Source organism: Novosphingobium sp. AAP93, from assembly GCF_001296055.1.
Taxonomy (GTDB): domain Bacteria; phylum Pseudomonadota; class Alphaproteobacteria; order Sphingomonadales; family Sphingomonadaceae; genus Novosphingobium.
Map to the genome: position 1 here is coordinate 1 of NZ_LJHZ01000012.1, position 22873 is coordinate 22873.

22 protein-coding genes and 1 other RNA gene are annotated in these 22873 nt (G+C 66.7%); 10 read left to right on the top strand and 13 right to left on the bottom strand.

Features of this window, described 5'->3' with window-relative positions:
* Positions 1–73: 73 nt before the first annotated feature.
* The 3 genes from IP83_RS02305 to IP83_RS02315 are packed head-to-tail and all read right to left on the bottom strand — an operon-like array spanning position 74 to position 2253.
* Positions 74–742: a TPM domain-containing protein gene (locus IP83_RS02305; RefSeq protein ID WP_054120599.1), complete on the bottom strand. Its 669-nt coding sequence runs from the start codon at positions 740–742 to the stop codon at positions 74–76.
* 3 nt (positions 743–745) lie between these two features.
* The gene (locus IP83_RS02310) at positions 746–1549 is read right to left on the bottom strand and encodes a YgcG family protein (RefSeq protein WP_054120600.1); all 804 of its coding nucleotides are present in this window, start codon (positions 1547–1549) and stop codon (positions 746–748) included.
* Positions 1550–1572: 23 nt separating this feature from the next.
* Positions 1573–2253 carry a LemA family protein gene (locus IP83_RS02315; RefSeq protein ID WP_054120601.1) on the bottom strand — a complete coding sequence of 227 codons (681 nt, stop codon included), beginning with the start codon at positions 2251–2253 and terminating at the stop codon, positions 1573–1575.
* A 183-nt stretch (positions 2254–2436) separates the two neighbouring features.
* Between IP83_RS02315 and mscL the strand changes: the two genes are divergently transcribed.
* Complete coding sequence (mscL, locus tag IP83_RS02320; protein WP_054120646.1) at positions 2437–2868, top strand: large conductance mechanosensitive channel protein MscL; 432 nt, start codon at positions 2437–2439, stop codon at positions 2866–2868.
* Between the two features lie 32 nt (positions 2869–2900).
* Positions 2901–3277: a transfer-messenger RNA gene (ssrA, locus tag IP83_RS19455) on the top strand.
* Between the two features lie 297 nt (positions 3278–3574).
* Here ssrA and IP83_RS02325 read toward each other — a convergent pair.
* The 4 genes from IP83_RS02325 to IP83_RS02340 form a co-directional block, all read right to left on the bottom strand.
* Positions 3575–3832 carry a hypothetical protein gene (locus IP83_RS02325; protein WP_054120647.1) on the bottom strand — a complete coding sequence of 86 codons (258 nt, stop codon included), beginning with the start codon at positions 3830–3832 and terminating at the stop codon, positions 3575–3577.
* A 157-nt stretch (positions 3833–3989) separates the two neighbouring features.
* Positions 3990–5252, bottom strand: coding sequence for an N-succinylarginine dihydrolase (locus tag IP83_RS02330; protein WP_054120648.1), 1263 nt, complete (start codon positions 5250–5252; stop codon positions 3990–3992).
* 11 nt (positions 5253–5263) lie between these two features.
* Positions 5264–6295: an arginine N-succinyltransferase gene (locus tag IP83_RS02335; protein WP_054120602.1), complete on the bottom strand. Its 1032-nt coding sequence runs from the start codon at positions 6293–6295 to the stop codon at positions 5264–5266.
* A 5-nt stretch (positions 6296–6300) separates the two neighbouring features.
* The gene (locus tag IP83_RS02340) at positions 6301–7506 is read right to left on the bottom strand and encodes a hydrolase (RefSeq protein WP_054120603.1); all 1206 of its coding nucleotides are present in this window, start codon (positions 7504–7506) and stop codon (positions 6301–6303) included.
* Positions 7507–7652: 146 nt separating this feature from the next.
* On the opposite strand from IP83_RS02340, the gene IP83_RS02345 reads away from it, so the two are divergent.
* Entirely contained in the window at positions 7653–8435 is a 783-nt protein-coding gene (locus IP83_RS02345; RefSeq protein ID WP_156309542.1) for a hypothetical protein, read from the top strand.
* 89 nt (positions 8436–8524) lie between these two features.
* The gene (locus IP83_RS02350; protein ID WP_054120605.1) at positions 8525–10711 is read left to right on the top strand and encodes a PQQ-dependent dehydrogenase, methanol/ethanol family; all 2187 of its coding nucleotides are present in this window, start codon (positions 8525–8527) and stop codon (positions 10709–10711) included.
* Here the strand turns inward: IP83_RS02350 and rsmA are convergent.
* The 4 genes from rsmA to IP83_RS02370 all read right to left on the bottom strand — a co-directional run bounded on the left by rsmA (position 10701) and on the right by IP83_RS02370 (position 16472).
* The gene (rsmA, locus tag IP83_RS02355; protein WP_054120606.1) at positions 10701–11522 is read right to left on the bottom strand and encodes a 16S rRNA (adenine(1518)-N(6)/adenine(1519)-N(6))-dimethyltransferase RsmA; all 822 of its coding nucleotides are present in this window, start codon (positions 11520–11522) and stop codon (positions 10701–10703) included. The genes IP83_RS02350 and rsmA overlap by 11 nt on opposite strands.
* A complete protein-coding gene (gene pdxA / locus IP83_RS02360; protein ID WP_054120607.1) occupies positions 11519–12538 on the bottom strand; it encodes a 4-hydroxythreonine-4-phosphate dehydrogenase PdxA in 1020 nt (339 codons plus the stop codon). Before pdxA ends, rsmA begins: the two co-directional genes overlap by 4 nt.
* Before the next feature lie 10 nt (positions 12539–12548).
* Positions 12549–13922 (bottom strand): peptidylprolyl isomerase, encoded by a 1374-nt coding sequence (locus tag IP83_RS02365; protein ID WP_054120608.1) that lies wholly within the window; start codon positions 13920–13922, stop codon positions 12549–12551.
* Positions 13923–14168: 246 nt separating this feature from the next.
* On the bottom strand, positions 14169–16472 hold the full coding sequence (locus tag IP83_RS02370; protein WP_054120609.1) for an LPS-assembly protein LptD: 2304 nt from the start codon (positions 16470–16472) through the stop codon (positions 14169–14171).
* Positions 16473–16574: 102 nt separating this feature from the next.
* Here IP83_RS02370 and IP83_RS02375 point away from each other — a divergent pair, with 102 nt between their 5' ends.
* The 6 genes from IP83_RS02375 to IP83_RS02395 all read left to right on the top strand — a co-directional run bounded on the left by IP83_RS02375 (position 16575) and on the right by IP83_RS02395 (position 20685).
* Positions 16575–18032 carry a leucyl aminopeptidase gene (locus tag IP83_RS02375; RefSeq protein ID WP_054120610.1) on the top strand — a complete coding sequence of 486 codons (1458 nt, stop codon included), beginning with the start codon at positions 16575–16577 and terminating at the stop codon, positions 18030–18032.
* A 12-nt stretch (positions 18033–18044) separates the two neighbouring features.
* On the top strand, positions 18045–18188 hold the full coding sequence (locus IP83_RS19460) for a DUF2256 domain-containing protein (protein ID WP_197274253.1): 144 nt from the start codon (positions 18045–18047) through the stop codon (positions 18186–18188).
* Entirely contained in the window at positions 18185–19420 is a 1236-nt protein-coding gene (locus IP83_RS02380) for a Xaa-Pro peptidase family protein (protein WP_054120611.1), read from the top strand. Before IP83_RS19460 ends, IP83_RS02380 begins: the two co-directional genes overlap by 4 nt.
* A gap of 11 nt (positions 19421–19431) precedes the next feature.
* The gene (locus IP83_RS02385) at positions 19432–19866 is read left to right on the top strand and encodes a DNA polymerase III subunit chi (RefSeq protein ID WP_054120612.1); all 435 of its coding nucleotides are present in this window, start codon (positions 19432–19434) and stop codon (positions 19864–19866) included.
* Between the two features lie 83 nt (positions 19867–19949).
* Entirely contained in the window at positions 19950–20372 is a 423-nt protein-coding gene (gene ndk, locus IP83_RS02390; protein WP_054120613.1) for a nucleoside-diphosphate kinase, read from the top strand.
* 73 nt (positions 20373–20445) lie between these two features.
* Positions 20446–20685, top strand: a complete 240-nt coding sequence (locus IP83_RS02395) for a hypothetical protein (RefSeq protein ID WP_054120614.1) — start codon at positions 20446–20448, stop codon at positions 20683–20685.
* Here the strand turns inward: IP83_RS02395 and IP83_RS02400 are convergent.
* Positions 20682–21830, bottom strand: a complete 1149-nt coding sequence (locus IP83_RS02400; protein WP_054120615.1) for a hypothetical protein — start codon at positions 21828–21830, stop codon at positions 20682–20684. The genes IP83_RS02395 and IP83_RS02400 overlap by 4 nt on opposite strands.
* 9 nt (positions 21831–21839) lie before the next feature.
* Entirely contained in the window at positions 21840–22775 is a 936-nt protein-coding gene (gene purN / locus IP83_RS02405; RefSeq protein WP_054120616.1) for a phosphoribosylglycinamide formyltransferase, read from the bottom strand.
* Positions 22776–22873: the final 98 nt, after the last annotated feature.

Here is a 22873-nt window from a genome sequence, read left to right on the forward strand (position 1 = left end):
CGAGCGAAGTCGAGACACCGCGCACTGTGTCTCGACTTCGCTCGACACGAACGGGAAGGAGGAGGTCAGGGCGCTAGACTTCGATTACCCGGTCCGGCAGCTCGTTTTCATCGTCATCCGCGCGCGGCAGGTGTTCGGCCAGCACGGCACCGACCTTGCCGATGGCCGCGACCATGCCGTCGCCCGCCTGTCCCGCACGCAGCGGGGCGAGCAGGGCATGCATGGCATCACCCCAGACTTCGGGCGAGACCTTGCAGGCAATCGCCTCGTCCGCGATGATCTCGGCGCGGTGCTCGGCAAGGCTGAGGTAGATCAGCACCCCGGTGCGCCCGGTCGTGCGGCCTTCCGCCCCGATGCGGAAGCAGGTGAGGGCGCGGGCATGGACGCGGGCGGACTTGATCGGGGCGGGCGTCAGCAGCAGGCGCAAGGGCCGCCAGGTCAGGATCAGCAGCATGCCGAGGAACTTCAGCACCGCGACCGTGAGGGCGATTCCCAGCACTTGCCGCGGCGTCCAGTCATGGTCCCACAGGCCCAGCACACGCTCGATCAGGCCGAGATAGAAGTTCGGCGCCAGTTCCAGCGCGGCGAGCGCAAGAAAGGCGATCGAGATGCTCCACGCCAGCGCCACATCGCGGTAGGGATCGGACTGCGGCGTCACGATGGTCACGATCTCGCCCGCGCTCCGCGCCTCCGCCGCCGCAACGGCTTCGGCAATGCGCTTGCGGTCTGTTTCATTCAGCATGGTCTACCAGCTCCCTGACGAGCCGCCGCCGCCGAAGCTGCCGCCGCCGCCCGAAAAGCCGCCGCCACCGCCGCCCCAGTCGGACCCGCCACCCCAGCCGCCGCCACTGCCCCAATCCGAACCGCCGCTGCCCCAGCCGCCGGTCGGGAAGATCATCACACCCGGTGCGCCATAGCGCCGCCCTCCGCCGCGCATTGCGCGCAGGAAGGGAAGGACGAAGAAAAAGAAGAAGATCAGCAGGAACACCACGGTGCCGAAATCGAAGCGCGGCTCCTTGGCTTTGCTCTGTTTCTGCTCGGCATTCGCCGCCACCTTGCGAGCTTCGTCCTCGGGCAGCTGCAACTGCGCGACGAGCTTGTCGGCCGCGGCGATGATGCCGCCGGCATAGTCTCCGGCCTTGAAGCGGGGGACGATCTCGGTGCGCCGGATATCGCTCGCCACGGCGTCGGACACGATGCCCTCCAGCCCGTAGCCGACCTCGATGCTGACCTGCCGGTCGTTCGGCGCGACGATCAGCAGCAGTCCGTCGTTGCGCTGCTTGTCGCCGATGCCCCAGGTGCGGCCCAGCCGGTAGCCGTAGTCCTCGATGTCATAGCCTTCGAGGCTCGGGATCGTCGCGATCACCATCTGCCGCTGCGATTGCTGCTCCAGCGCGGCCAGCTTGCCATCGAGCGCCGCGATCTGCTCGGGCGAGAGGAGATGTGCCTCATCGACCACGCGGCCGGTGAGCTTGGGAAAGGTCTGCGCGGCGGCCGGCCCTGCCAAGAGGGCCAGCAGCATGAGCAGCGCAAGAACAAGGCGCTTCATCGGCGGCGCTCCGCCGCGCCGGCTCAGTTCGTCGCCGCCTTGCTCGCCGGTGCGGCCCCATTGTCATTTGCCGCCGGGGCCGCAGCAGGTGCTGCCGGTCCGTCAAAGCTGACCGTCGGTGCGGTATCGGCGCCCGGAGTGGTCGCGGTGAAGGGCACCAGCGGCTTGGCGCCATAGATCACCTTGGCACCGATCACCGCGGGGAATGTGCGGATCGTGGTGTTGTAGCTCTGCACGGCATCGTTGTAATCGCGCCGGGCGATCGCGATGCGGTTTTCGGTGCGCTCGATCTGGTCCTGCAGCGTCTTGAAATTGTCGTTGGCCTTGAGCTCCGGATAAGCCTCAGCCGCGACCAGCAGGCGCCCGAGGCCGCTGGAAAGCTGCTCCTGCGCGGCCTGGAACTTGGCCATCTTGTCGGGATCGCTGAGGTCTTCGCCCGAAATCTGGATGCTCGTCGCCTTGGCGCGCGCTTCGGTCACCTTGACCAGCGTGCCCTGCTCGAAGTTCGCGGCGCCCTTCACCGTCGCGACGAGGTTGGGGATCAGGTCGGAGCGGCGCTGGTACTGGTTCTGCACTTCGGCCCACTTCGACTTGGCGGCTTCTTCGGCGGTCGGGATCGCATTGACCCCGCATCCGGCAAGGCCTGCGGCGGCAACCGCAGCGAAAGCGAAACGGGAAAAGCGGGCAAGCAGCGAAGCGGCCATCGAAAGTGTTCCCTCTAGATCCCCGTCAGCGGCGCCGCGGGATGGATCGCACTCAGATGTAGCGCCTCGCCATGACCGTTCAAGGGCTGGCCCGGATCGGTTCAACCGAGCACTTGTTACAAAGGGTTGCGAATGGCACGAAGCAGCCGAGTGTAAATGCTTAATGGAGAAATAAGCATGGGCATGATGGGAGAGTTCCGGGACTTCGTTGCGCGCGGCAACGTGCTGGATCTGGCGGTCGGCGTGATCATCGGCGCCGCTTTCGGCAAGATCGTCACCTCGCTGACCGAAGACATGATCATGCCGGTAATCGGGGTTGTCTCGGGCGGGGTCGATTTCACCAACAAGTTCATGATCTTGGGCGCGGTGCCCGATGGCTACAAGGGCTCGCTCACGGACTATGCGGCGCTGAAGGCGGCAGGCGTGCCGATGCTCGGCTACGGCGCTTTCGTCACCGCCGTGATCAGCTTCCTGCTGATGGCCTTCGTGATCTTCCAGCTCGTGCGCGCGGCCAACAAGATGATGCCCAAGGCGCCCGAAGCGCCCGCCGCTCCGGCTGGTCCGAGCGAGGTCGATCTCCTCACCGAAATCCGCGATGCGCTGAAGAAGGGCTGAGATCGGACGGAAGGGGCCAGTCTACACGCTGGCCCCTTCCATTCCCCGCGCGCCGTGCCTATATCGGACTTGCCGGTTTCGACCGGCTATGACGATAAAGTGTGTCGTGCAATAGGCGCAGCGGACCCGGGGGCGGTACCCGGCGGCTCCACCATCACCACCGGCCTATGCTCATCGGGCGTAGGGCCGGGCTCTGTTGTCGCAGAGGTGTTGATGGGGCCGAACTAGGATCGACGTGTGTTGAAAAGCGGTGCTTTCGTCCGGGCTGAGTAACCCGTTAAAGGCTCAAAACCCACAAGTGCCAACGACAACGAAGCACTCGCTCTCGCGGCGTAATCTGACGGCCTGACGGCCTGATCTTACAAAGCTAAAGCGCGGTTGAACCCACCGGGCAACAGAAGGGAATTCAGCGGCCCGAGGGGGGCCGGGCAACAGAACCCCCTCACCCTTCCCGTGCGACTGCCGCGCCCGGACCCCTCAAACCGTCAAAATCGGAGGGCCGGGCAACAGAACCTCCCCACCTTCATGCAGCAGCGCCGGGAAAGCCCACCCCCAGCCCCTCCCCCCTTCGACAAGCTCAGGATGAGCGGTAGGGGAGATGAGTCGTGCTTTTCGGAGCCGTTTTTTGCCCTCCCGCTTGCGGGAGGGCCGCGAGACCTGGTGACCCTGAGCTTGTCGAAGGGGAAGCTAGTCGCAGCGGGGTGGGCTACCCGTGGTGCTCCGCCTCGACCGGAACCGGCGCCGCCTTCGCCTCGCGCTCATACTTCATCGCGTCCATGATCTTGGCGCCGGCCATCAACACCGCGAGGCAGCTGGCGAGGAACAGCAGCTTGCCGCCGAAGCCCGGATACTGCGAAAGGTAGATCTGCCCGCGCTCCGCCGAACCCAGCGCCAGCGCGTAGATGATCGCGCTCGCCTCGAACCGGTTCTTGATCACGAACAGGCGGCTGGTCTTGCGTAGCAGGGAAGGCTTTTTCTGCATCACCGAACCTCCTCCGCAACCTTCGTGCCAGATCAGCAATCACGAGGGCCGCACACATGGTTTAGCCGAGCGCTTGTAAAGCACGGCGACATGCCATGGTAAAGCGAGGCTTAACCCCCGAGAAAGGGGCCGTACCGTTTCAGGCCAGTTCGGAAAGTCCGAGTGCTTCGAGCAGCGCGGCGCGCGCGGCAATCACGCTGGAAGCCAGCGAGTCGCTGCCAAGATCGGTCGGGTCGATCTGTTCGGGCCACGCCTTGGCAATCAGCGTTTCCAGCATGTCCGCGCGCGCTTCGGTCAGGAGGAAGCGCGGATCGACAGTGGCAGGATCGGCGACAACGCGCAGGCGCAGGCAGGCCGGACCGCCGCCGTTGGCCATCGACTGGCGCACGTCGACCGGCAGCACGCGGCGGATCGGGCCGTTCGAGGCAAGCATTCCGTCGAGCCACGCCCGCACCCGCGGATGTTCCCAGGCCTCGAGCGGGATGACGAGTCCCATCTCGCCGCCCGGTAGCGTGAGCAACTGGGCGTTGAACAGATAGCTGGCGATGGCGTCGGCAAGGCTGACCGCGCTGGCCGGCACGATCACGATCTCCGCCTCGGGCAGGCGCTCGCGGATCGCGGCGTAGGTGCCCTCGGGATCGGCAAAGGCCTGCTCATGCGCGAACAGCACGCGCTCGTTGGCGACGGCGACTACGTCGTTGTGGAACGCCCCCGCTGCGATGGCATCGGGCGACTGCTCGACAAACAGGCAGCGCGCCGGGTCGAGGCGATGCCGGCGGGCGACAGCCCGGCTCGCCTGTTCATGCTGCCGCGCCGGAAAAGCGCCGCCGGTGCGCCCATACACGAAGATCTCCAGCCCCGCCGCGGCGTGGCTGGTCCCCATCCGCATATGGTTCGCCGCGCCTTCATCGCCGAAGCAGGCGGGGACCGGGTCGTGAACCGCGAAATGGGCGGCATCGGCAAAAGCCACACGCAACTGGCGCACGGTATCGGGCCATTCCTGCGAACGGTGCGGCATGGTGACGAGATTTGCCGCCGTCAGGTGGCAACGCCCGTCCGCCGTATCCGGGGCAGGAGAGACGGTGGCAGCGTTGGCCGTCCACATCGAGCTTGCCGACCAAGCTGCGGCGCGCAGGCGGCGTTCGGACTCGTCCGCAGGCTCGCTGATGGCCAGCGCATTGAGGAACCCATGGTTGGGGCGCGGCAGCGGGCAGAGCAGCCCTTGCGTCAGGCCAAGGCCCATGTTGTGGCGCATCTTGGCCACGCCCTGCAGCGCCGCCGCGCGCGGGTAGGACGCATCGCCGCCATGCTTGGCGGAGGCGAGATTGCCGAGGCTGAGCCCCGCATAGTTGTGGCTCGGCCCGACAAGGCCGTCGAAGTTGATCTCGACCAGAGTGTTCATTTGGGTGTCCTTCAGCGCGCCACGTGCCACACGGTATCGCCCGGGCCAACGCCGAGCGCCTGCGCGGCATCGGAATCGAGCGCCACGCCCTCTCCATCGGCCATGATCCGGGCGAAGGTGCAGCGGAAATCGGCGAGGCGTCCGGTTGCGACGAGCGCGCGGCTGGCGGTTTCATCCGGCGCGCGCACCTCCTTCACCGGCACCATCTTGGCCGAGGCGATCGAGTGCACCTTGTCCGTCCGCGCGGTCATCGTCGGGCCGCCGTCGAAGATGTCGAAATAGCCTTCGGAGGCGAAGCCTTCCGTCTCCAGCATGCGCATCGCCGCGCGGCCGCTGGGGTGCGGCAGGCCGATGGCGGAGCGCGCGGTTTCGGGCAGCATGGCGATATAGACCGGATGCTTGGGCATCAGATCGGCGATGAACTGGTTGCCGTTGATCGCGTTGAAATAGTCGGCCTCCTGGAAGTTCATCCCGAAGAAGCGCCCCGCGACGCCGTCCCAGAACGGCGAGCCGCCGCGCTCGTCGATCACGCCGCGCAGTTCCGCCAGAATGCGGTCGGCAAAGCGCTTGCGGTGCATCGCGATGAACAGATAGCGGCTGCGCGCCAGCAGCATGCCGAGCCCGCCCGCGCGCTCGTTCGGATGGAGGAAAAGGCCGCCGACCTCACTCGATCCTTCAAGGTCGGTCACGAGGTTCAGCATCTCGGCGCGGAAGGTGCGACCCAGTTCCTTGGAATGCTGGGTCAGCGTCGCCATGCGGTAGGAATAGAACGGCCAGGTCTGCCCAACGCGGGTGAAGATCTGGCAGGTGCCGCGCACTTCCCGCGTCGCAAGGTCTTCGAGGATCAGCACGAACAGCTCGTCGCGCTGGGTTTCCGGATCACCTTCCTCGGTGTTGGCGAAAGCAGCCGCGGCCCGCTCCAGCTTCGCGGTGAGCGCGCGGCGGTCGGGCGGCAGGTTGGTGAAGCCGCCGCCGGTCAGCTTGGCCATCTCGTACAGATGGTCGAGATCCGCGGCGCGGGCCGCGCGGATGACATGGGTCACGCTTCTTATTCCCCTCCGGAAAGCCGGTGCAGCACGAGCGCCGAGAGTGCGGCGCGCTCGGCCAGCGACGGCACGATCATGTATTCCTGCGGCGAGTGAATCGCCCCTCCGCGCACGCCCATGGTATCGACGACGGGCACTCCCAGCGCCGCGATATTGTTGCCATCGCAGACCCCGCCGGAGCTCTGCCAGCGGATCGCTTGACCCAGCGCCGCGCCGCAACTGCGCACCAGTTCGAAGAGCTGTTCCGCCTCGGGCGTGAGCGGCTTGGGCGGACGGCTGATCCCGCCATGCAGATGGACGCGCACTTCATGCGCCAGTTCCACCTCGCGCAGCAGCGGGCCGATCGCCGCGGCAAAGCGCGCGGCATCTTCCTCGCCGCGCGGGCGGATATTGAAGCGCAGCACCGCGTGATCGGGCACGACATTGTTGGCCGAACCGCCATCGATGCGCGCGGGATTGATGGCGAGGCCATCGCCGGAAAGCGCCTTGAGGCCCAGCGCCAGATCGGCGGCGGCGACCACGGCATTGCGTCCGTCCTGCGGATTGCGCCCGGCGTGAGCGGATCGACCGGTGACGATGGCGCTGTAGTTCCCGCTGCCGCCGCGTGCGCCCGCCAGCGTGCCGTCGGGCAGGGCGGATGGTTCGTAGGTCAGCGCCGCCGCCTTGCCGCGTGCCAGTTCCGCAATCAGCGGTGCGGAGGCGAGGCTGCCGGTTTCTTCGTCCGAATTGATCATCACGTCATAGCCGACGCCAGCCGCCCGTGGGCTTGTCTCGAAGGCCATCAGCGCGGTGAGTATGACGGCGATGCCGCCTTTCATGTCTGCGGTGCCCGGCCCGCCAAGCGTCTCCGCATCAAGCCACGCCAGCGTCTGGAAAGGATGATCCGCCGGGTAGACGGTGTCCATGTGGCCGGTCAGCAGATAGCGGCGCGGCGCGTCGGGCCGGACACTGAGCACCATATGCGTGCCGTGCTCGATCTGCACCGCACGACCATCGGCGGCAATCGCCTCGACCGGCGCGGCAGGCACGAGGCGGACATCGCCGGGCAGCGCCGCGAACGCATCGGCCAGCAGCGCGGCCTGATTGGCCAACCCGGGCAGGTTGCGCGTTCCGGTATTGATCGCGCACCACGCCTCGACGTTCGCGAGCATCGCAGCGGCATCGATCCCCTCGACGAGGACAGCCTCGGTGGCGGCAAGTGTTCCCATGTCAGCCCGCTCTAGCCTGCCCGCGTGCCGGGGTGAACCCCTAGTGGGATGTAAGGGGGCGATGGTCGTTTCGCCATTGACGCTCATGGCCCATGCCCGCTCGTTCGAAGGTTGACGGCTTCGTTGGTTCTAATACCCTAACATTCATGACTGATCAGATTTCGACGCCGAAAGCGGAAGAACAAGAGCCGGTCTGGGCGCGGACGTGGTTTGTGCTTCTTGCTGGATGCGCGTTTGGGGGCGCGATCATTTTTGCAGATCAGTTTGGTGAAGCAGGGCGCACGGAGTGGGCGGTTATCTTCGCTGTCTCTTGGGCCATCTCTACCGCGATCTTCTGGAGCAAGCGTAAACGTTGGTGGTTCTGGACTTCGCTCATTGTGCTGGGCGCGTTGCACGCTGCGCTTCTCACGCAATGGAGCTGGCACGTCGTCCCCGCTCCAAGCGCATATAGTCTCAAGGGTGCAGTTTTTCTCGATCTGCTCCTCTACTGCGCGTGGCTTTGGTGGATGAGCTGGCTGTTCGACCCCCATGCCACGCCTCGATCACCGGCGAGCGTGCAGGCCGAAATCATACTTTACGGCTTTGTTCTGATCATGTTCGCAACCACTGCACTGGTCTGGTGGGGCATCGAAATTCGGCAGCAGGAAGTCGAGCGAGAGTCGCGTGTCGTTGCGGAGGGATCTACTTCGAATTCCGTCTACGACCTAGAGCGCTGCTTCTTTACCGGGCGCCATCCAGATTATGCTTGGGAACCACAGGCTGGCAATCCCAATGGAGAAACGTACCGCGATGACGTTTACCATACCAGCGTGACAGTTATCGATGCCGGTAACAATCGGCGCGTGAGGGTCACGACCCTGCGGGGCGAGCCGATGCATTCGAAACTGGCAGCCACTTATGCGAGATGCATGAGGCCGATCAGCCTCTGATTGCCGCGCGGAGTTCTTGAGGCACCGGCTGCTTATCAGGCCATCAAATCGCACTTGCCAACGTGGCCGTTCGTGGGGACACTTCCCTCATGCTCTCGATCCCCCTGCGCAGGCCCCTCATCGGCCTGCTCTGCGCCCTTGGCATCACCACCTCGTCGCTGCTGGCGGCCATGCCCGAGTTTTCCGCGGCGACCCATCCGGTGGCGGGGGATGAGTGGCACTACGTCGGCGGCGATGAAGCAGGCACGTGGTTCTCCTCGCTGACTGACATCAACGACAGCAACGCCGCCCGGCTCGGCTTCGCCTGGGCCTATGACATGGGCACCGAGCGCGGCCAGGAAGCGACGCCGCTCGTGATCGACGGGGTGATGTACACCTCGGGCGTCTGGGGCATCGTCTATGCGCTGAATGCCGCGACGGGGGAAGTGCTGTGGACGTTCCATCCCGGCATCGATCCGGCTTCGGCGCGCAATGCCTGCTGCGATACTGTCAACCGCGGCGTGGCGGTGCGCGATGGCGTCGTTTTCGTCGCCAGCGAGGACGGCCGGCTCCATGCGCTCGATGCGAAGACCGGCGCCGAAAAATGGAGCGCAGACACCATCATCGACCGCGCCAGGTTCACCTATGCCTCGACCGGCGCAGTCCTGCTGACCAGCGATTCCGTGGTCATCGGCAATTCGGGCGCGGACCTCGGCGATGGCTCCACGCGCGGCTACATCTCGGCGTGGGACATCAGGACCGGCGCCTTCAAGTGGCGCTTCTTCACTGTCCCGCCCGCACCGGGCCAGCCGTTCGAGCATCCCGAGCTGGAAATGGCGGCGAAGTCATGGGCGCCCGATCACGATGGCCGCTACCAGAACGGCGGTACCGTATGGGACGGGCTTTCCTACGATGCCGAAACCGACCAGATCGTGTTCGGCACCGCCAATGCCTCGCCCTATTCGCGGGTGAAGAACGCCGGCGAGCGGCATGACGACTTGTTCAATGCCTCGATCGTCGCGGTGAACGCGAAGACAGGCCGCATGAACTGGTACTATCAGGAAACCCCCGGCGATGCCTGGGACTACGACGCGGTGCAGAAGTTCATCTTCGCCAATCTGCCGGTGGGCGGGGGCGCACCGCGCCGGGTGGTGATGCAGGCCTCGAAGAACGGCTTCTTCTACACGCTCGACCTTAAGACCGGGAAGCTGCTGGCCGCCGATCCGTTTGCCTATGTGAACTGGGCCAAGGGCGTCGATCTCGCGACCGGGCGCCCCGTCTTCACCGAAGTCGCCGACTATTCCGCCAAGCCCAAGAACGTCTACCCCTCATGGGCGGGGGCGCATACGTGGAACCCGATGTCGTTCAGCCCTAAGACGGGCCTCGTCTATATCCCCACGGTCGACCAGCCCAATGTCATGGTCAATCTGGAAGCCAACAAGGGCAAGCTCCGGCACCTTGAAGGGTTCTTCAACGCCAACGGGATCATCCCCGACGACACTTATGACGAAGCCACGCTGAGCCGCCTGTTCGGCCCGCTGCCGACCAAGGCGGAACTGCAGAAGGAGCGCGGCAGCACCTCGCTGGTGCGCGAAGTGCTGAAAGCTTGGGACCCGGTTTCGCGGAAGGTGGTGTGGGAGCAGGTCACGTCCGACCGCAATCGCGGCTATGATGGCGGCGTGCTCTCCACCGCCGGCAATATCGTGGTGCAGGGGCGCGGGGACGGCACCTTGCGGGTCTACAACGCCACCACCGGCGCCGAGCTCGCTTCGATCCAGACCGGCTCGCACATCATGGCAGCGCCGATGACCTACCGCATCGGCGGAGTGCAGTATATCGCGGTGCAGGTGGGTTACGGCGGGGTCGGGATCAGCTATCCGATCACCCCGGCGGATATCGCCTACAGGAACCGCAACACCAACCGGATTCTCGTGTTCAAGCTGGGCGGTGGACCGGTCCCGCAGCCCGAGCCACGCCCCGATCCCTTCACCTATCCCGCCCCGCCCCCAAGCCGCGCGACCGCCGCCAGGATCGCGCATGGCGAGGCCAAGTTCACCGAATACTGCTCGCGCTGCCATATGTTCGGCCCGGGCGTGACACCGGACCTGTCACGCTTGCCCAGGGACATCCACGCGATGTTCAACCAGATCGTGCTCGGCGGCGCGCTGGCGGGCAACGGGATGGCGCCGATGGGCGACATGGTGAGCAAGTACGATGTCGAGGCGATCCACGCTTATCTGATCGACACCCAGCGCAAGGGCTACGAAGCGCAGCGGAAGTCGAAGCCTACTTCGTAAGCGCCCGAGCGATTGCGACGAACTCCGCCACGCTCAGCGTTTCGGCGCGGCGCTGCGGATCGATGCCGAGCGCGTCCAGCGCATCGAGAGCGCCGGGGAGGCCCTTCAAGGACTGGCGCAGCATCTTGCGGCGCTGGCCGAAGGCGGCTTCGGTCACCCGCTCCAGCATCCGCGCCGATACGCCTTCGGGCATCGCGGCAGGCTCGACATGCACAATCGCCGACATCACCTTCGGCGGCGGCGTGAACGCGCTGCGATGGACGCGCATCGCAATGCGGGCTGAGCTGCGCCACTGGGCGAGGACGGCGAGGCGGCCATAGGCGTCGCTGCCCGGCGGCGCGATGATCCGCTCCGCCACTTCCTGCTGGAACATCAGGGTGAGCGAACGCCACTGCGGCGGCCATTCCTGCCCGGAAAGCCAGCCGGTGAACAGCGCGGTGCCGACATTGTAAGGCAGGTTCGCCACGACATGCCACGGCGCGTCGAACAGGTCCGGGGGCGCGATCTTCATCGCATCGCCTTCGATCACGCGGAGCTGGCCGGGGAAAGCTTCGGCAAGCTCGGCGAGCGCCGGGAGGCAGCGGCGGTCCATTTCGACGGCGGTCACGTTGGCGCCCCGCCGCAGCAGCGCCCGCGTCAGCCCGCCGGGGCCGGGGCCGACTTCGAGCACGTTCTCGCCCTTGAGATCGCCGGGCACCGCAGCGATGCGGGAGAGCAATTGCTCATCGAACAGGAAGTTCTGGCCCAGCGCCTTGGTGGCGATCAGGCCGTGGCGCTGGACGACATCGCGCAGCGGGGGAAGCTCGGTCATCCCGCAGCCATTCTCCGCGCGGCACATTCGCCCGCCATGCGGATCGCGGCGATTGTCGCACCAGGCCGCGCGGTCCCGGTCCCCGCAATGCCGAACGCGGTGCCGTGATCGGGCGAGGTGCGGATGATCGGCAGCCCCAGCGTGACGTTCACGCCCTCGTCGAAATCGAGCACCTTGATCGGGATCAGCGCCTGATCGTGGTACATGCAGATCGCCGCGTCATAGGTCGCGCGCGCCTCCGCATGAAACATCGTGTCGGCCGGCAGCGGCCCGCGCGCGTCGATCCCGGCGGCCTGCAGCGCGGCGATCGCGGGCGCGATCACGTCGCGGTCCTCGCTGCCCATCCGGCCATCCTCGCCTGCATGAGGATTGAGCGCGGCGACAGCGAGGCGGGGCGCCGGGACGCCGAAATCGCGCGCCAGCGCAGTGGCCGCGATGGCCGAGCGGCTGCGGATCAGTTCGGCTGTCAGTAGTCCGGGCACGTCATGCAGCGCGACGTGGACTGTGATCGGCACCACGCGCAGGCTCGGTCCTGCCAGCATCATCACCGCGTTTTCCGGCGTGATCCCGCAGGCTTCCGCCACGAATTCGGTCTGGCCCGGCTGGTTGAAGCCGATGCGGGCGAGCCGGCTCTTGGCGATCGGGCCGGTGACGAGCGCGGCGGCCGCACCTTGCTTGACGAGACTCGTGGCGACCTCAAGCGCCCGCAGCGCCAGCGCGGCCCCGGCATCATCGGGCTGGCCGGGCGTATAGGGCGCGCTGCCCACGTCCAGCACCGGCAGCGCGTGCGGGAATACGGCGGCGGCTTCATCCGGTGCGGCGATGGCGACGACTTCCATCGTCAGGCCGCGCGAGCGGGCAGCCGCCTCGATCAGATCGCGGTTGCCCACCGCGAAGAACGGCGGCAGCCCCTCTGCATCGCTCAGCGCCCAGGCGGCGGCGATCAGCTCGGGGCCGACGCCGGCGGGGTCACCGAGGCTGATGGCCAAGGGCAGGGGCGGCGGGGGCGTGGTCATGCCCCGCGCCTCAATTGTATTCGATTACCGCGTCGCGGCGGAGGTCGCGCAGGTAGGTCTGGGCGCGCTTGTTGACGCGCTCGTCTTCCATCTGCGACTGGATCGCCTCGAAGCTGGGGCCGCCTTCGACCTTCGGGTCATCGCGGCCGCAGAGCATCAGCACGCGCACGCCATCCTCGACCGAGCCGAACGGCGGGGTCGATTCGCCCACCGAGAGCTTGAGGATCGTGTCCTGAAGCGCGGTCGGCAGATCGCGCACGCGGATCTGGTCGTTGCCGACGACGGTCGCGCCCAGCGTGACGGCGGCGGCATCGACCGCCCCGCAGCCCTTGATGGTCTTGACCGCGGCGGCGAAGGTCGAGGCCTTGCCGGCAGCGTCCTTCTCGGGTGTGCCCTTGGGGAAGCTTATCGAGATCTGCTTGAGGCTGAGCACCGCATCGCGCGGATCGGCGGTCAGCACCTGGCGCTTGTCGATCAGGTAGAGCAGCGAGTAGCCCGAAGCGAGCTCGATCGGGCCGACCAGCTGGCCGGGCGCCATCTGCGCGGCAGGGGTCGAAAGCTCGGGCGGCAGCTGGGCAAGGCGGATCCAGCCGAGATCGCCGCCGACCGAAGCGCTCGACGACTGCGAATACTGGCGCGCATAGGCGACAAAGCTGCCGCCGCCCTTGAGCTGTTCGAGAATCTTCTCTGCATTGGCGCGCACTTGCGGTTTGGTCTCCTCCGTGGCCGAGAGGAAGATTTCGCCGATGCGGTATTCCTCGGTGCCCTTCGCCGCGGTCATGCGTGCCATGACTTCGCGCACTTCACCGTCCGAGATGTTGATGAAGGGCTGGACGTTGCGGCGCAGCAGGCGTTGCCAGGCGAGTTCGCCCTTGATCTGACGCTTGAGCGAGGCCGAGGACGAGCCGATCGAGGTCAGGTATTTTTCGAGTGCGGCCGGATTCTGGCCGAAGTTCTGCTGCGCGACGCGGTTGAAGGTCTGGGCGACTTCCTCCTCCTCGACATCCGAACTGGCGGCCTTGGCTTCCTGGATCTGCAACGTCTCGTCGATCAGATTGCGCAGCACCTGCATGCGCAGGCGCTCCATTTCCTCGGGCGGGACCTTGCCGCCATTGGCGCTGACGATGAGCGCGAGGCGCTGGTCGACATCGGTGCCGGTGATGATCTCGCCGTTGACGATGGCAGTGGCGCGGCGGACGTGCGGATCGGCCTTGCCGAAGATCGTCGGGTTCGCGGGCAGGTTGAGCGCGCCACCGGACGTGACAGCATCATCCTGATCGAGCAGGGTCTGCGCACTGGCAATGGGAGCAGCGGCGACGGCAAGGGCGCCCAGAGCAAGCGCGGCGCGCGCCGGAGCAGAAAGCAAACGAAACCCGGTCTTCATGGCAGTTCGATATTCCTGTCTATCGGCCCCGTCCGGCATCTGCGATGCTTTTTGATACGGTTTTGGCCGCCCTTCCCTTGCACAGTCCGTCTGAACCCGAGGTGAGTGGCCCAGAGGCTGACGGGGCGATAGACCGATTGCAACGGTGATGGAAGCAAAACACAAGGAAAAGTCGGTCGCCATGTGCCACTTCGGCCTGTCTGGAACTGCGCGGGCCGTTGTCGCCGTCTCCGTCAGGGGATCAGATCAGCGCGCGCCGAGGCCCTTGAACGAGAGATTGAACTGGATCGTGTTGCCGCGCGTCACGTCGCCGATCGTGATGTAATCGCGACGCCAGGTCAGCGCGAGATCAAGGCAATCGTCGGCATAGGCGAAGCCTAGCCGGTGGCGCAGCAGCTGGAAACCGTCCTTGGTCTTGGTCGGATCGTCGATGCGGCTGGTGAGGTTGGCCACCGCCGAGCCAAACACCGACCAGCGCCGCGCGAAAGCGACGCGGCCCGAAAAGCGCAGTTCCTCTCGGTCGCGCAAGTCCTCGAACGTGGCGGGGATATCGCGGTTGAGCCGGAGGTAGCCGACCTCGGCATAAGTCCGGTGATTGCCGATCGTCGCGTCGATTTCGTTGCGGCGCAGCTTGAAGCTGTCCTTGTCGAGCCGGAAACGGTGGGTGAACTGGACAATGTCGCGGAAGCGCAGCTCGCTGCGGCCGACAATGTCCGATGCGCGCGAGGAGAGACCGGTGCCGTCGGGCAGCAGGGTGTTCTGCGTCGAGAGGCGGTAGCTCTGCCCGACCGTGGTGGAGACGCGCCAGCCGGGCCGGGTCAGTTGCCAGTCGGCACCATAGGTCACCCGCACGCCGTCTTCGATGCGGTCGTAGCCGGGAAAGCGATTGAGCGCGAAAATGTTCGAGGCCTCGAGGTCGACCGAGCGCGAATCCTCGTTGGGTATGGCGAGGTTGCGGATATGCGGGATCGCGACGAGCTGGACGCGCGGGGTGAACACTTGTGTGCCGCCGAACGCCGAGCCGATCAGCGGCCACTTGACGTCGATGGCGGCGGTGGCGATGCCGCGCCCCTGCCAGCCGCGCATGCCGCGATAGAGCGCGTTGGTGGTGAGATCGTTCTGTGCGGAATGATAGACATCGCCGCGCGCCAGGGCGGTGAAGGTCACTTCCTGCCCGAGGCCGGTGATCGTGCGCAGGTCCCACTGGGCCTTGGCGAAGGCGCGCTGGGTGTCCTGCCCGCCGGGCCGGGTCAGCGCGAGGCTGTTGACCTGCAGCTCCAGCGTGCCGCCGATGGCCGGCGGCACAAGCCGGCGGCGATATTCGACGGCCGGCAGCGCGATCGGCACAAGGCCCTGCCGGTCGCCGGTGCGCAAGGTCTGCACCGCCCAGCCGGCAAGGCTGAAATAGCTGTTGTCGTCGATCCGCTCGAGATTGATCGTCGAGCGCAGCCGGTCGTCGCGGCTGATATCATAGCGGCGCAGGAACGTGCGGTCGCTGGCGTAGCGGCCATAGCCGGTCAGGCTCCAGTGCTCGCCGAACTGGAACCGGCCGTTGGTTTCGAAATAGCCGCGGAAGACCTGCTCCTGCGCATTGGCATCGGTCACGTTGCCGCCGCCGACGTTGATGCGCGCGCTGCGGGTGAGATAGGCGGTTGCCTGGAACGCGCCCTTGTCGGTCAACTGGCGGTAACGGGCCGAGATCATCGGCAGCGCCTCGGTGAAGATATAGCCGGTAAGCGCGAGGTCCTTGTTGTTGGCGAGGCGCCAGTAATAGGTGTCGTTGATCTGCGCGCCGTTGGCCGCGCTGAAGCGGAAATCGGGGATCAGCAGCCCGCTTTCGGCGCGGAAATCGGAGGTATGGGAAAGGCCCGGTAGCGGCAGGATCGGCAGGCCGAACACCCTCAGCAGCGCGCCCTTGTAGCGCACGCGCTGGTCCCTGGCATCGTAGGTGACCTTGACCGCGGTGACTTCCCAGCTCGGCCGCTTGGGGCAGCCGTCTTCGTCCTCCACCGCGCAGCCGGAGAACGCGGCATCGCGCAGCACCATGTCGCCATTGGCCGCCCGCGTACCGCTCCGCGCGGCAAGGCGACCGCCCTGGCGCAGCACCAGCAGCAAGTCTTCGATCGCCCCCGCCTTGAGCTCGTCGGTCAGCTCCACCTTGTCGGTGTAGAGCACGTTGCCGCCTTCATCGACGAAGCGGATATTGCCGCTTGCCTCGATCACCCCGGTCTTGCGGTTCCACGTGACCACATCGGCGCGCACCGTCTGCTCGGCGCGGCGCAGCACGACATTGCCGGTGGCGGTGACCGTCTCGGCATCGCTGGCATAGGTCACGCGGTCGGATTCGAAGCGGACTTCGGCGGGCTGACTGGGCGCTGCGCTGCTTGCCTCTTGGGGCTGGGCGGCGGCATCGACCGTCTGCGCATGGGCTTGCATTGCGCCGAACACACATGCGCCAAACACCGCGATAAACGGGGGAACCGCGGCGACGCGGACGGGTCGCAAGCATCGGGAAAAGGCTTGGCGTCGGGGCCGCGGGGGGGCGCGCATGGCCTTGCCTATCGCACCGGCGCCGCTTAACTGCAAACCCACAATTCACCTTGCGACAAGCTGAGCCGCGCAGGTGTGCCCTTTTTCCGGCAGGAGCCTTGAATGATCATCGAATTCGCCGCCGCAGAAGCCGCTCGCCCGGCCGTTGTCGCCAGCTTCGTGGTGCAGGACGGGCTTCCCGCCGATGCCGATGCGCTGGTGAAGGGCGCCGCCGCCGCCGCGCGCTTTACCGGCAAGGCAGGCCAGTTGTTCGAGGCTTTCGTGCCTGCAGACGAGGGCGTGCAGCGCCTTGCGTTTGCGGGCATCGGCGAGGCGGGCGCGGCTGGCCGCACCGCAACGCTGGAACGCGCGGGCGGCGGGATCACCGCGAAGTATCTCACCTCGGGCGTGACCGAACTGGCGATCGACTTTGCCGGCAGCGGCTTCACGGCTGAGGAAGCGACCGCCGCGCTGCTTGCCGCCCGCCTGCGCGCCTGGCGCCACGATATCTACCGCACCAAGCTGAGCGACGAGCAGAAGCCCTCGCTGGCGAAGATCGTTGTCTTCGGCGCGCCGGAAGGCACTTCCGATCTCTGGGAAACCGAGGCCGCGATTGCCGAGGGCGTCGAGTTTACGCGCGAGCTCGTTACCGAACCCGCCAACGTGATCTACCCCGCCAGCTTCGTCGAGCGCTGCAAGGCGCGGCTGGAAGGTACCGGGGTCGAGATCGTGGTGCTGGGCCTTGCCGAAATGACTGCGCTCGGCATGGGCGCGCTGCTCGGCGTGGCGCAAGGTTCGGTGCGCGAGCCCCAGATCATCGCGATGCGCTGGAAGGGCAAGGCGGGCACGAAGCCGACCGCGTTCGTGGGCAAGGGCGTGACCTTCGACACCGGCGGCATCTCGATCAAGCCGGCCGCCGGCATGGAAGACATGAAGTGGGACATGGGCGGCGCGGCGGCGGTCGCGGGCACGATGCTCGCGCTCGCCAAGCGCAAGGCGCAGGCCGACGTGATCGGCGTCTGCGGTCTTGTCGAAAACATGCCCGATGGCAATGCGCAGCGTCCCGGCGATGTCGTCACCACGATGTCGGGCCAGACGGTCGAGGTCATCAACACCGACGCCGAAGGCCGCCTCGTGCTGTGCGACGCGGTGACATGGGTGCAGAAGGAATATGCGCCCGCAACGATCATCGACCTTGCCACGCTGACCGGAGCGATCATCATCTCGCTCGGCCACGAACATGCCGGCATGTTCTCCAACGACGACCTGCTCGCCGGTCAGCTCGATGCGGCGGGCAAGGCCAGCGGCGACAAGCTGTGGCGCTTCCCGATCGGCCCGGCCTATGACAAGCTGATCGACAGCCCGATCGCCGACATGAAGAACGTGGGGCCGCGCTATGGCGGCTCGATCACCGCGGCGCAGTTCATCCAGCGCTTCGTCGACAAGGGCGTGGCCTGGGCGCACCTTGATATCGCGGGCACGGTGTGGGTCGACAAGCCCGGCGCGACGCACGACAAGGGCGCGACCGGCTTCGGCGTGCGCCTGCTTGATCGCTACGTGCGCGACGTGCTGGAAGCCTGATCGGTGCCAAGGATGCGCCGCAAGGCGGACCTGCCGACGAAAGTCTGCGCGTCTTGCGGCCTCCCCTTCACCTGGCGCAAGAAGTGGGAGCGCGATTGGGACAACGTGAAGTATTGTTCCGACCGCTGCCGGACGGGGAAGGGGAAAAGCGCATGAGCGGACTATCCCGGCGCGGAATGCTGGCAGGCGCGGGCGGCATGGCGGCGCTGACGGCTCTCTCCGCACCGCTGCGTGCCTTGCCGCCGCCCGTCAGCCAGTTTGCCGATGCCGCAGCGCCGATCACCCGCGCCGAGCGGATGGCCCGCATCGCCAAACTGCAAGGCCTGCTGCAGGAGCGCGGCCTTGCGGCGCTCCTCGTCGAAAGCGGCAGCAGCCTGACCTACTTCACCGGCGTGCGCTGGTCGCGCTCCGAACGCGTCACCGCCGCAGTGATCCCGGCCAGGGGCCAGACCATCGTGGTGACGCCCTTCTTCGAGGCACCGTCGGTCAAGGAAACGCTCGCCGTTCCCGCCGATGTGCGGACCTGGCACGAGGACGCCAGCCCCTTCGCGCTGATCGCCGACGCGCTGAAAGGTCTGACCGGCGCGGTCGCGGTCGAGCAGACGACGCGGGCCTTCATCACCGAAGGGCTGAAGCGCGAGGGACGGTTCGAGGTCGTCTCCGGCGCGGCGCTGGTCGATGCCTGCCGCCAGATCAAGTCGCCCGCCGAACAGGCGCTGATGCGGCAGGCCAATGCCATCACGCTGGCGGCCATGCGCGAGGCGCGCGGCATGGTGCGCCCGGGCATGACAGCGAGCGATATCGGTGCGCTGATCGAAAAAGCCACGGTGCGGATGGGCGCGGAAAGCGATTTCGCGCTTGTGCTGCTCAATGAAGCGAGCGCCTACCCGCACGGTTCGCAACAGCCGCAGACGGTGCATGAAGGCTCGGTCGTGCTGATGGACTGTGGCTGCGTGGTCGAAGGCTATCAGTCCGACATCTCGCGTGCCTTCGTCTTCGGCGAGCCTACCCCACGCCAGCGCAAGGTGTGGGACACGATCCGCCGCGGGCAGGACATGGTGTTCGGTGCCGCCAAAGTGGGCGTGCCGGTCAGCAAGCTCGATGCGGCGGTCCGCCGCTTCTACGAGCGCGAGGGCTGGGGCCCGGGCTTTACGCTCCCCGGTCTGCCGCACCGCGCCGGGCACGGCATCGGCATGGACGGGCACGAGAGCCCCTACCTCGTCGGCAGCGACCAGACCCCGCTTGCCCCCGGCATGTGCTTCTCGAACGAACCCGGGCTCTACATTCCCGGCGAGTTCGGGATGCGGCTGGAGGACTGCTGGGTGATGACCGAGGCAGGGCCGCAGAGCTTCACCCCGCTCGCCCGCTCGCTCGACGATCCGATCTGAGGGCCGATCTGATGCGGGTCGATTTCTACCAGCTGTCGCGCGATCCGGCAGAGCTTGTGCTGCCAAGGCTGGCGCAGGGCACGCTCGGCGCGGGCGAACGCCTGCTGGTGGTCTCCGAGGATGCGGAGCAACTTGGCCGGATCAGCGAAGCGCTGTGGGCGCGGATTCCCGAGAGCTTTCTCGCCCATGGAATGGCCGGAGGCGAGCACGACGCGCGCCAGCCGATCCTGCTTTCGCACGAGCCGCTACCCGCCAATGGCGCGCGCTATCTGGTGCTGGCCGACGGGGTGTGGCGCGAGATGGAGGGGGTGACGCGCGTCTTCCTGCTCTTCCCGCCGGACCGCATCGACGACGCGCGCGGCACCTGGCGCATGCTCGGCAAACGCGAGGGGGCCGAACGCAAGTACTGGCGGCAGGAAGGCGGGAAGTGGCTGGAGAGGCCCTGAGCGTCCGAACCTTGCAGTGCAGCAAAATCCCCGCTAGGGGCGCGGCCAACAAAAGCCTCCCCCAAACTCGCAAGGAACATCCCATGGCGGTTACCCGCACCTTTTCGATCATCAAGCCCGATGCCACGCGCCGCAACCTGACCGGCGCGGTCACCAAGATGCTCGAGGAAGCCGGCCTGCGCGTCGTCGCCTCGAAGCGCATCCACATGAGCCGCGAGCAGGCCGAGGGCTTCTACGGCGTGCACCGCGAGCGGCCGTTCTTCAACGACCTCGTCGAGTTCATGATCTCGGGCCCGGTCGTCGTGCAGGTGCTCGAAGGCGAAGATGCGGTGAAGCGCAACCGCGACATCATGGGCGCGACCAACCCCGCAAATGCCGAGCCGGGCACGATCCGCAAGGAACTGGCCGAATCGATCGAAGCCAACTCGGTCCACGGTTCGGACTCGGACGAGAACGCCGCGATCGAGATCGCATTCTTCTTCAAGCCGGAAGAAATCGTCGGCTGATCTGCTGCCGAGCGCTGCTATAGCAGGGGCCGCCGGAGCGATCCGGCGGCCCTTTTGCGTATCGGGAGAGGTTATGCTGGGAATGGGGGACGGGTCTTGCCCGTTCGAATTCAATTTCGATCCCGCCACGTTCAAGGTGGGTGATGTGGTGAGCTACCGCGTGACCGGCAGCCTTGAAGGCATGCCCTTCGTCGGCACCCTGCTCGAAGTGCATGACGATTACGTCGTGATCTCGCCCGGCGAAAACGAACCCGACGCGCGCTATCGCGGCACGCGCGAGGACCGGCCGGTGGTGGATATCAGCGAGATCTAGGCTGCCACCGGCTGCCGCCCGTACCAGCGGTCGAGCATCGAGGCCATCGCGGCAATCGCGGCGAGGCCGAGCAGGATCGGCAGGCGGAAGCTGAAGCCTGCGGCCAGCAGCGCGGCGGATACGAGGCAGGCGGACGCGCAGCCGAGGTCCCAGCCGCCTTCGGTCGCCATCGAAAAGCGCAGCACGCAGGGGCTCTGCCGCGCCATCGCATAGAGCGGGGCAAGCATCGCGGTCGCCGTCATCGGGACGACGAGCGCGCCGAGCGCGGTGGCGACGACCGCCAGCACCGGGTGCGCGAAGGCCGCGCCCTTGAGGATCAGCGCGAAGGCCGCCGCGCCATAGGCAATGGCGAGCGAGTGGCGCGGGCGGCCCGTATCGATCAGGCGCCCGACGACGAGGCTGCCCACGGCCGCGGCCACGCCAGCCGCCGCAATCGCGCCGCCGAAAGCATCGAAGTGCTCGCCCAGCGAGGCGAACAGCGCGAGGTTCCAGATCATCACGCTGCAGCCCGAATGGAACCCCTCGCCGAGATAGAGCCGCCGGGCATGGGCCTTTACTGCGGGGTCGAGCGCGGCTTCAGGCTCGACCGAGGGATTGGGCGCGCCGATCAGCGGCAGCGCGGTCGCCAGTTGCAGCGCGGCGATGGTCAGGAAGGCGGGGACAGGGCCTGCCAGCGCCAGCAGCAGGCCGCCGACCGCATGCGCAATGATGCCGACAACCGCGCTGGTCGCCTGCTGGATGCTCACCTGCCGCCCGCCCTTGCCGGTTTCCATCAGGCTCGGCATCACCGCGTGCCACGAGGTCCAGTAAAGCACGCCGCCCACGCCGCTGACGCCGAGGAACAGCGCGAGCAGCGCGCCGACTCCGGTGACGAACGGGAGCAGCGCGAAACTCACCGCGCGGATCGCGACGCCCGTCAGCAGCGTGCCGAGCAGTCCCCAGCGCAGCGCCAGCGGCAGCACCAGCGGGCGCAGCACGAAGCGCGAGAGCACGATCATCGCGAAGCTCGCCAGCGCGGCGGGATAGGTGAAGCCCCGGCTGACGAGGAACCCGGCGATGAAGATGCCGCCGCTCGCTTCCACAAACGATTGCAGCCCCGAGTGGAGATAGACCCGCTGGATCGGACTCAGGACAGGGGCAGGCATGGGTTTCCCCTAGAATTCCATCATCGCAGCGAGCTTGCGCGGCGCGACGGCCAGCCACGAGCGGCGCAGCCATTCGCCGATGTCGTCCCAGTCGACGTCGCCAAGGTCAAGCCGAATACCTATCCACCCGTCGCCGAAATAGGCGGGACGGAAGAAGCGCTCAGGATCGCTTTCAATGAGCTGTTCCTGCTCGTCCACGCCGCTGATCTTGGCGAGCAACGCGGTCTTGCCGTCGTGATGGTGGTTGCTGCTAACCCAGGCGAATTTCTTGCCCTTGACGATGCCGAAGCAGGCCATGCCGTGGCTGAGGCTTTCCTCGGCCTCGGGCAGCTGCATCGCGCGGCTGCGTATCTGCTCGGTCAGCCACGCAGGATCGGTCTCGCGGGTCACCAGGTCAGCGAGGCATCGCGCGTAGAGCTGGTGTTCGGCAAACAGAACCCGCGCCGCAATCGTGTCGGGCGTATCACCCGGCAGGATCGCCACGGGGATTTGCCCGAGGATCGGGCCTTCGTCGAGGTCCGCTGTCACGAGGTGGACGGTGCAGCCGGCATGGCTGTCCCCGGCGGCAATCGCGCGCTCATGGGTGTGGAGGCCAGTATACTTCGGCAGCAGCGAGGGGTGAATATTGACCATCCGCCCCTCCCAGCGCGCCACGAACTCCGCGCTCAGGATGCGCATATAGCCCGCGAGCGCGATCCACTGCGCATGGCGGCGGCGGACCTGCGCTTCCATCGCCGCGTCGTGCTCCGCGCGGGGCATGCCCTTGTGGGGGAGGACGAAAGTGGGAATGCCCTCTGCCGCCGCGAGCTTGAGGCCGCCGGCGTCAGGGTTGTTGGAGAGGACGAGGACGATCTCGTAGGGGCAGTCCGGCAAGCGGCTGGCATAGAGCAGCGCGGCCATGTTGGTGCCGCTGCCGGAAATGAAGACGGCGACTTTGGCTTTCATATCGTCCTCTCCATTTTTCCCCTGAGCTTGTCGAAGGGGACAAATGGGGAGGTGGCCCGCCGCAGGCGGGTCGGAGGGGTAAAGGCGGCAAAGAAGAA

Bases quoted from the DNA above. Each gene is read 5' to 3' on its own strand.
- IP83_RS02305 (WP_054120599.1), bottom strand. From the start codon at position 742: ATGCTGAATGAAACAGACCGCAAGCGCATTGCCGAAGCCGTTGCGGCG.
- IP83_RS02310 (WP_054120600.1), bottom strand. From the start codon at position 1,549: ATGAAGCGCCTTGTTCTTGCGCTGCTCATGCTGCTGGCCCTCTTGGCA.
- IP83_RS02315 (WP_054120601.1), bottom strand. From the start codon at position 2,253: ATGGCCGCTTCGCTGCTTGCCCGCTTTTCCCGTTTCGCTTTCGCTGCG.
- mscL (WP_054120646.1), top strand. From the start codon at position 2,437: ATGATGGGAGAGTTCCGGGACTTCGTTGCGCGCGGCAACGTGCTGGAT.
- IP83_RS02330 (WP_054120648.1), bottom strand. From the start codon at position 5,252: ATGAACACTCTGGTCGAGATCAACTTCGACGGCCTTGTCGGGCCGAGC.
- IP83_RS02340 (WP_054120603.1), bottom strand. From the start codon at position 7,506: ATGGGAACACTTGCCGCCACCGAGGCTGTCCTCGTCGAGGGGATCGAT.
- IP83_RS02345 (WP_156309542.1), top strand. From the start codon at position 7,653: ATGACTGATCAGATTTCGACGCCGAAAGCGGAAGAACAAGAGCCGGTC.
- IP83_RS02350 (WP_054120605.1), top strand. From the start codon at position 8,525: ATGCTCTCGATCCCCCTGCGCAGGCCCCTCATCGGCCTGCTCTGCGCC.
- rsmA (WP_054120606.1), bottom strand. From the start codon at position 11,522: ATGACCGAGCTTCCCCCGCTGCGCGATGTCGTCCAGCGCCACGGCCTG.
- pdxA (WP_054120607.1), bottom strand. From the start codon at position 12,538: ATGACCACGCCCCCGCCGCCCCTGCCCTTGGCCATCAGCCTCGGTGAC.
- IP83_RS02365 (WP_054120608.1), bottom strand. From the start codon at position 13,922: ATGAAGACCGGGTTTCGTTTGCTTTCTGCTCCGGCGCGCGCCGCGCTT.
- IP83_RS02370 (WP_054120609.1), bottom strand. From the start codon at position 16,472: ATGCGCGCCCCCCCGCGGCCCCGACGCCAAGCCTTTTCCCGATGCTTG.
- IP83_RS02375 (WP_054120610.1), top strand. From the start codon at position 16,575: ATGATCATCGAATTCGCCGCCGCAGAAGCCGCTCGCCCGGCCGTTGTC.
- IP83_RS19460 (WP_197274253.1), top strand. From the start codon at position 18,045: ATGCGCCGCAAGGCGGACCTGCCGACGAAAGTCTGCGCGTCTTGCGGC.
- IP83_RS02380 (WP_054120611.1), top strand. From the start codon at position 18,185: ATGAGCGGACTATCCCGGCGCGGAATGCTGGCAGGCGCGGGCGGCATG.
- IP83_RS02385 (WP_054120612.1), top strand. From the start codon at position 19,432: ATGCGGGTCGATTTCTACCAGCTGTCGCGCGATCCGGCAGAGCTTGTG.
- ndk (WP_054120613.1), top strand. From the start codon at position 19,950: ATGGCGGTTACCCGCACCTTTTCGATCATCAAGCCCGATGCCACGCGC.
- IP83_RS02395 (WP_054120614.1), top strand. From the start codon at position 20,446: ATGCTGGGAATGGGGGACGGGTCTTGCCCGTTCGAATTCAATTTCGAT.
- IP83_RS02400 (WP_054120615.1), bottom strand. From the start codon at position 21,830: ATGCCTGCCCCTGTCCTGAGTCCGATCCAGCGGGTCTATCTCCACTCG.
- purN (WP_054120616.1), bottom strand. From the start codon at position 22,775: ATGAAAGCCAAAGTCGCCGTCTTCATTTCCGGCAGCGGCACCAACATG.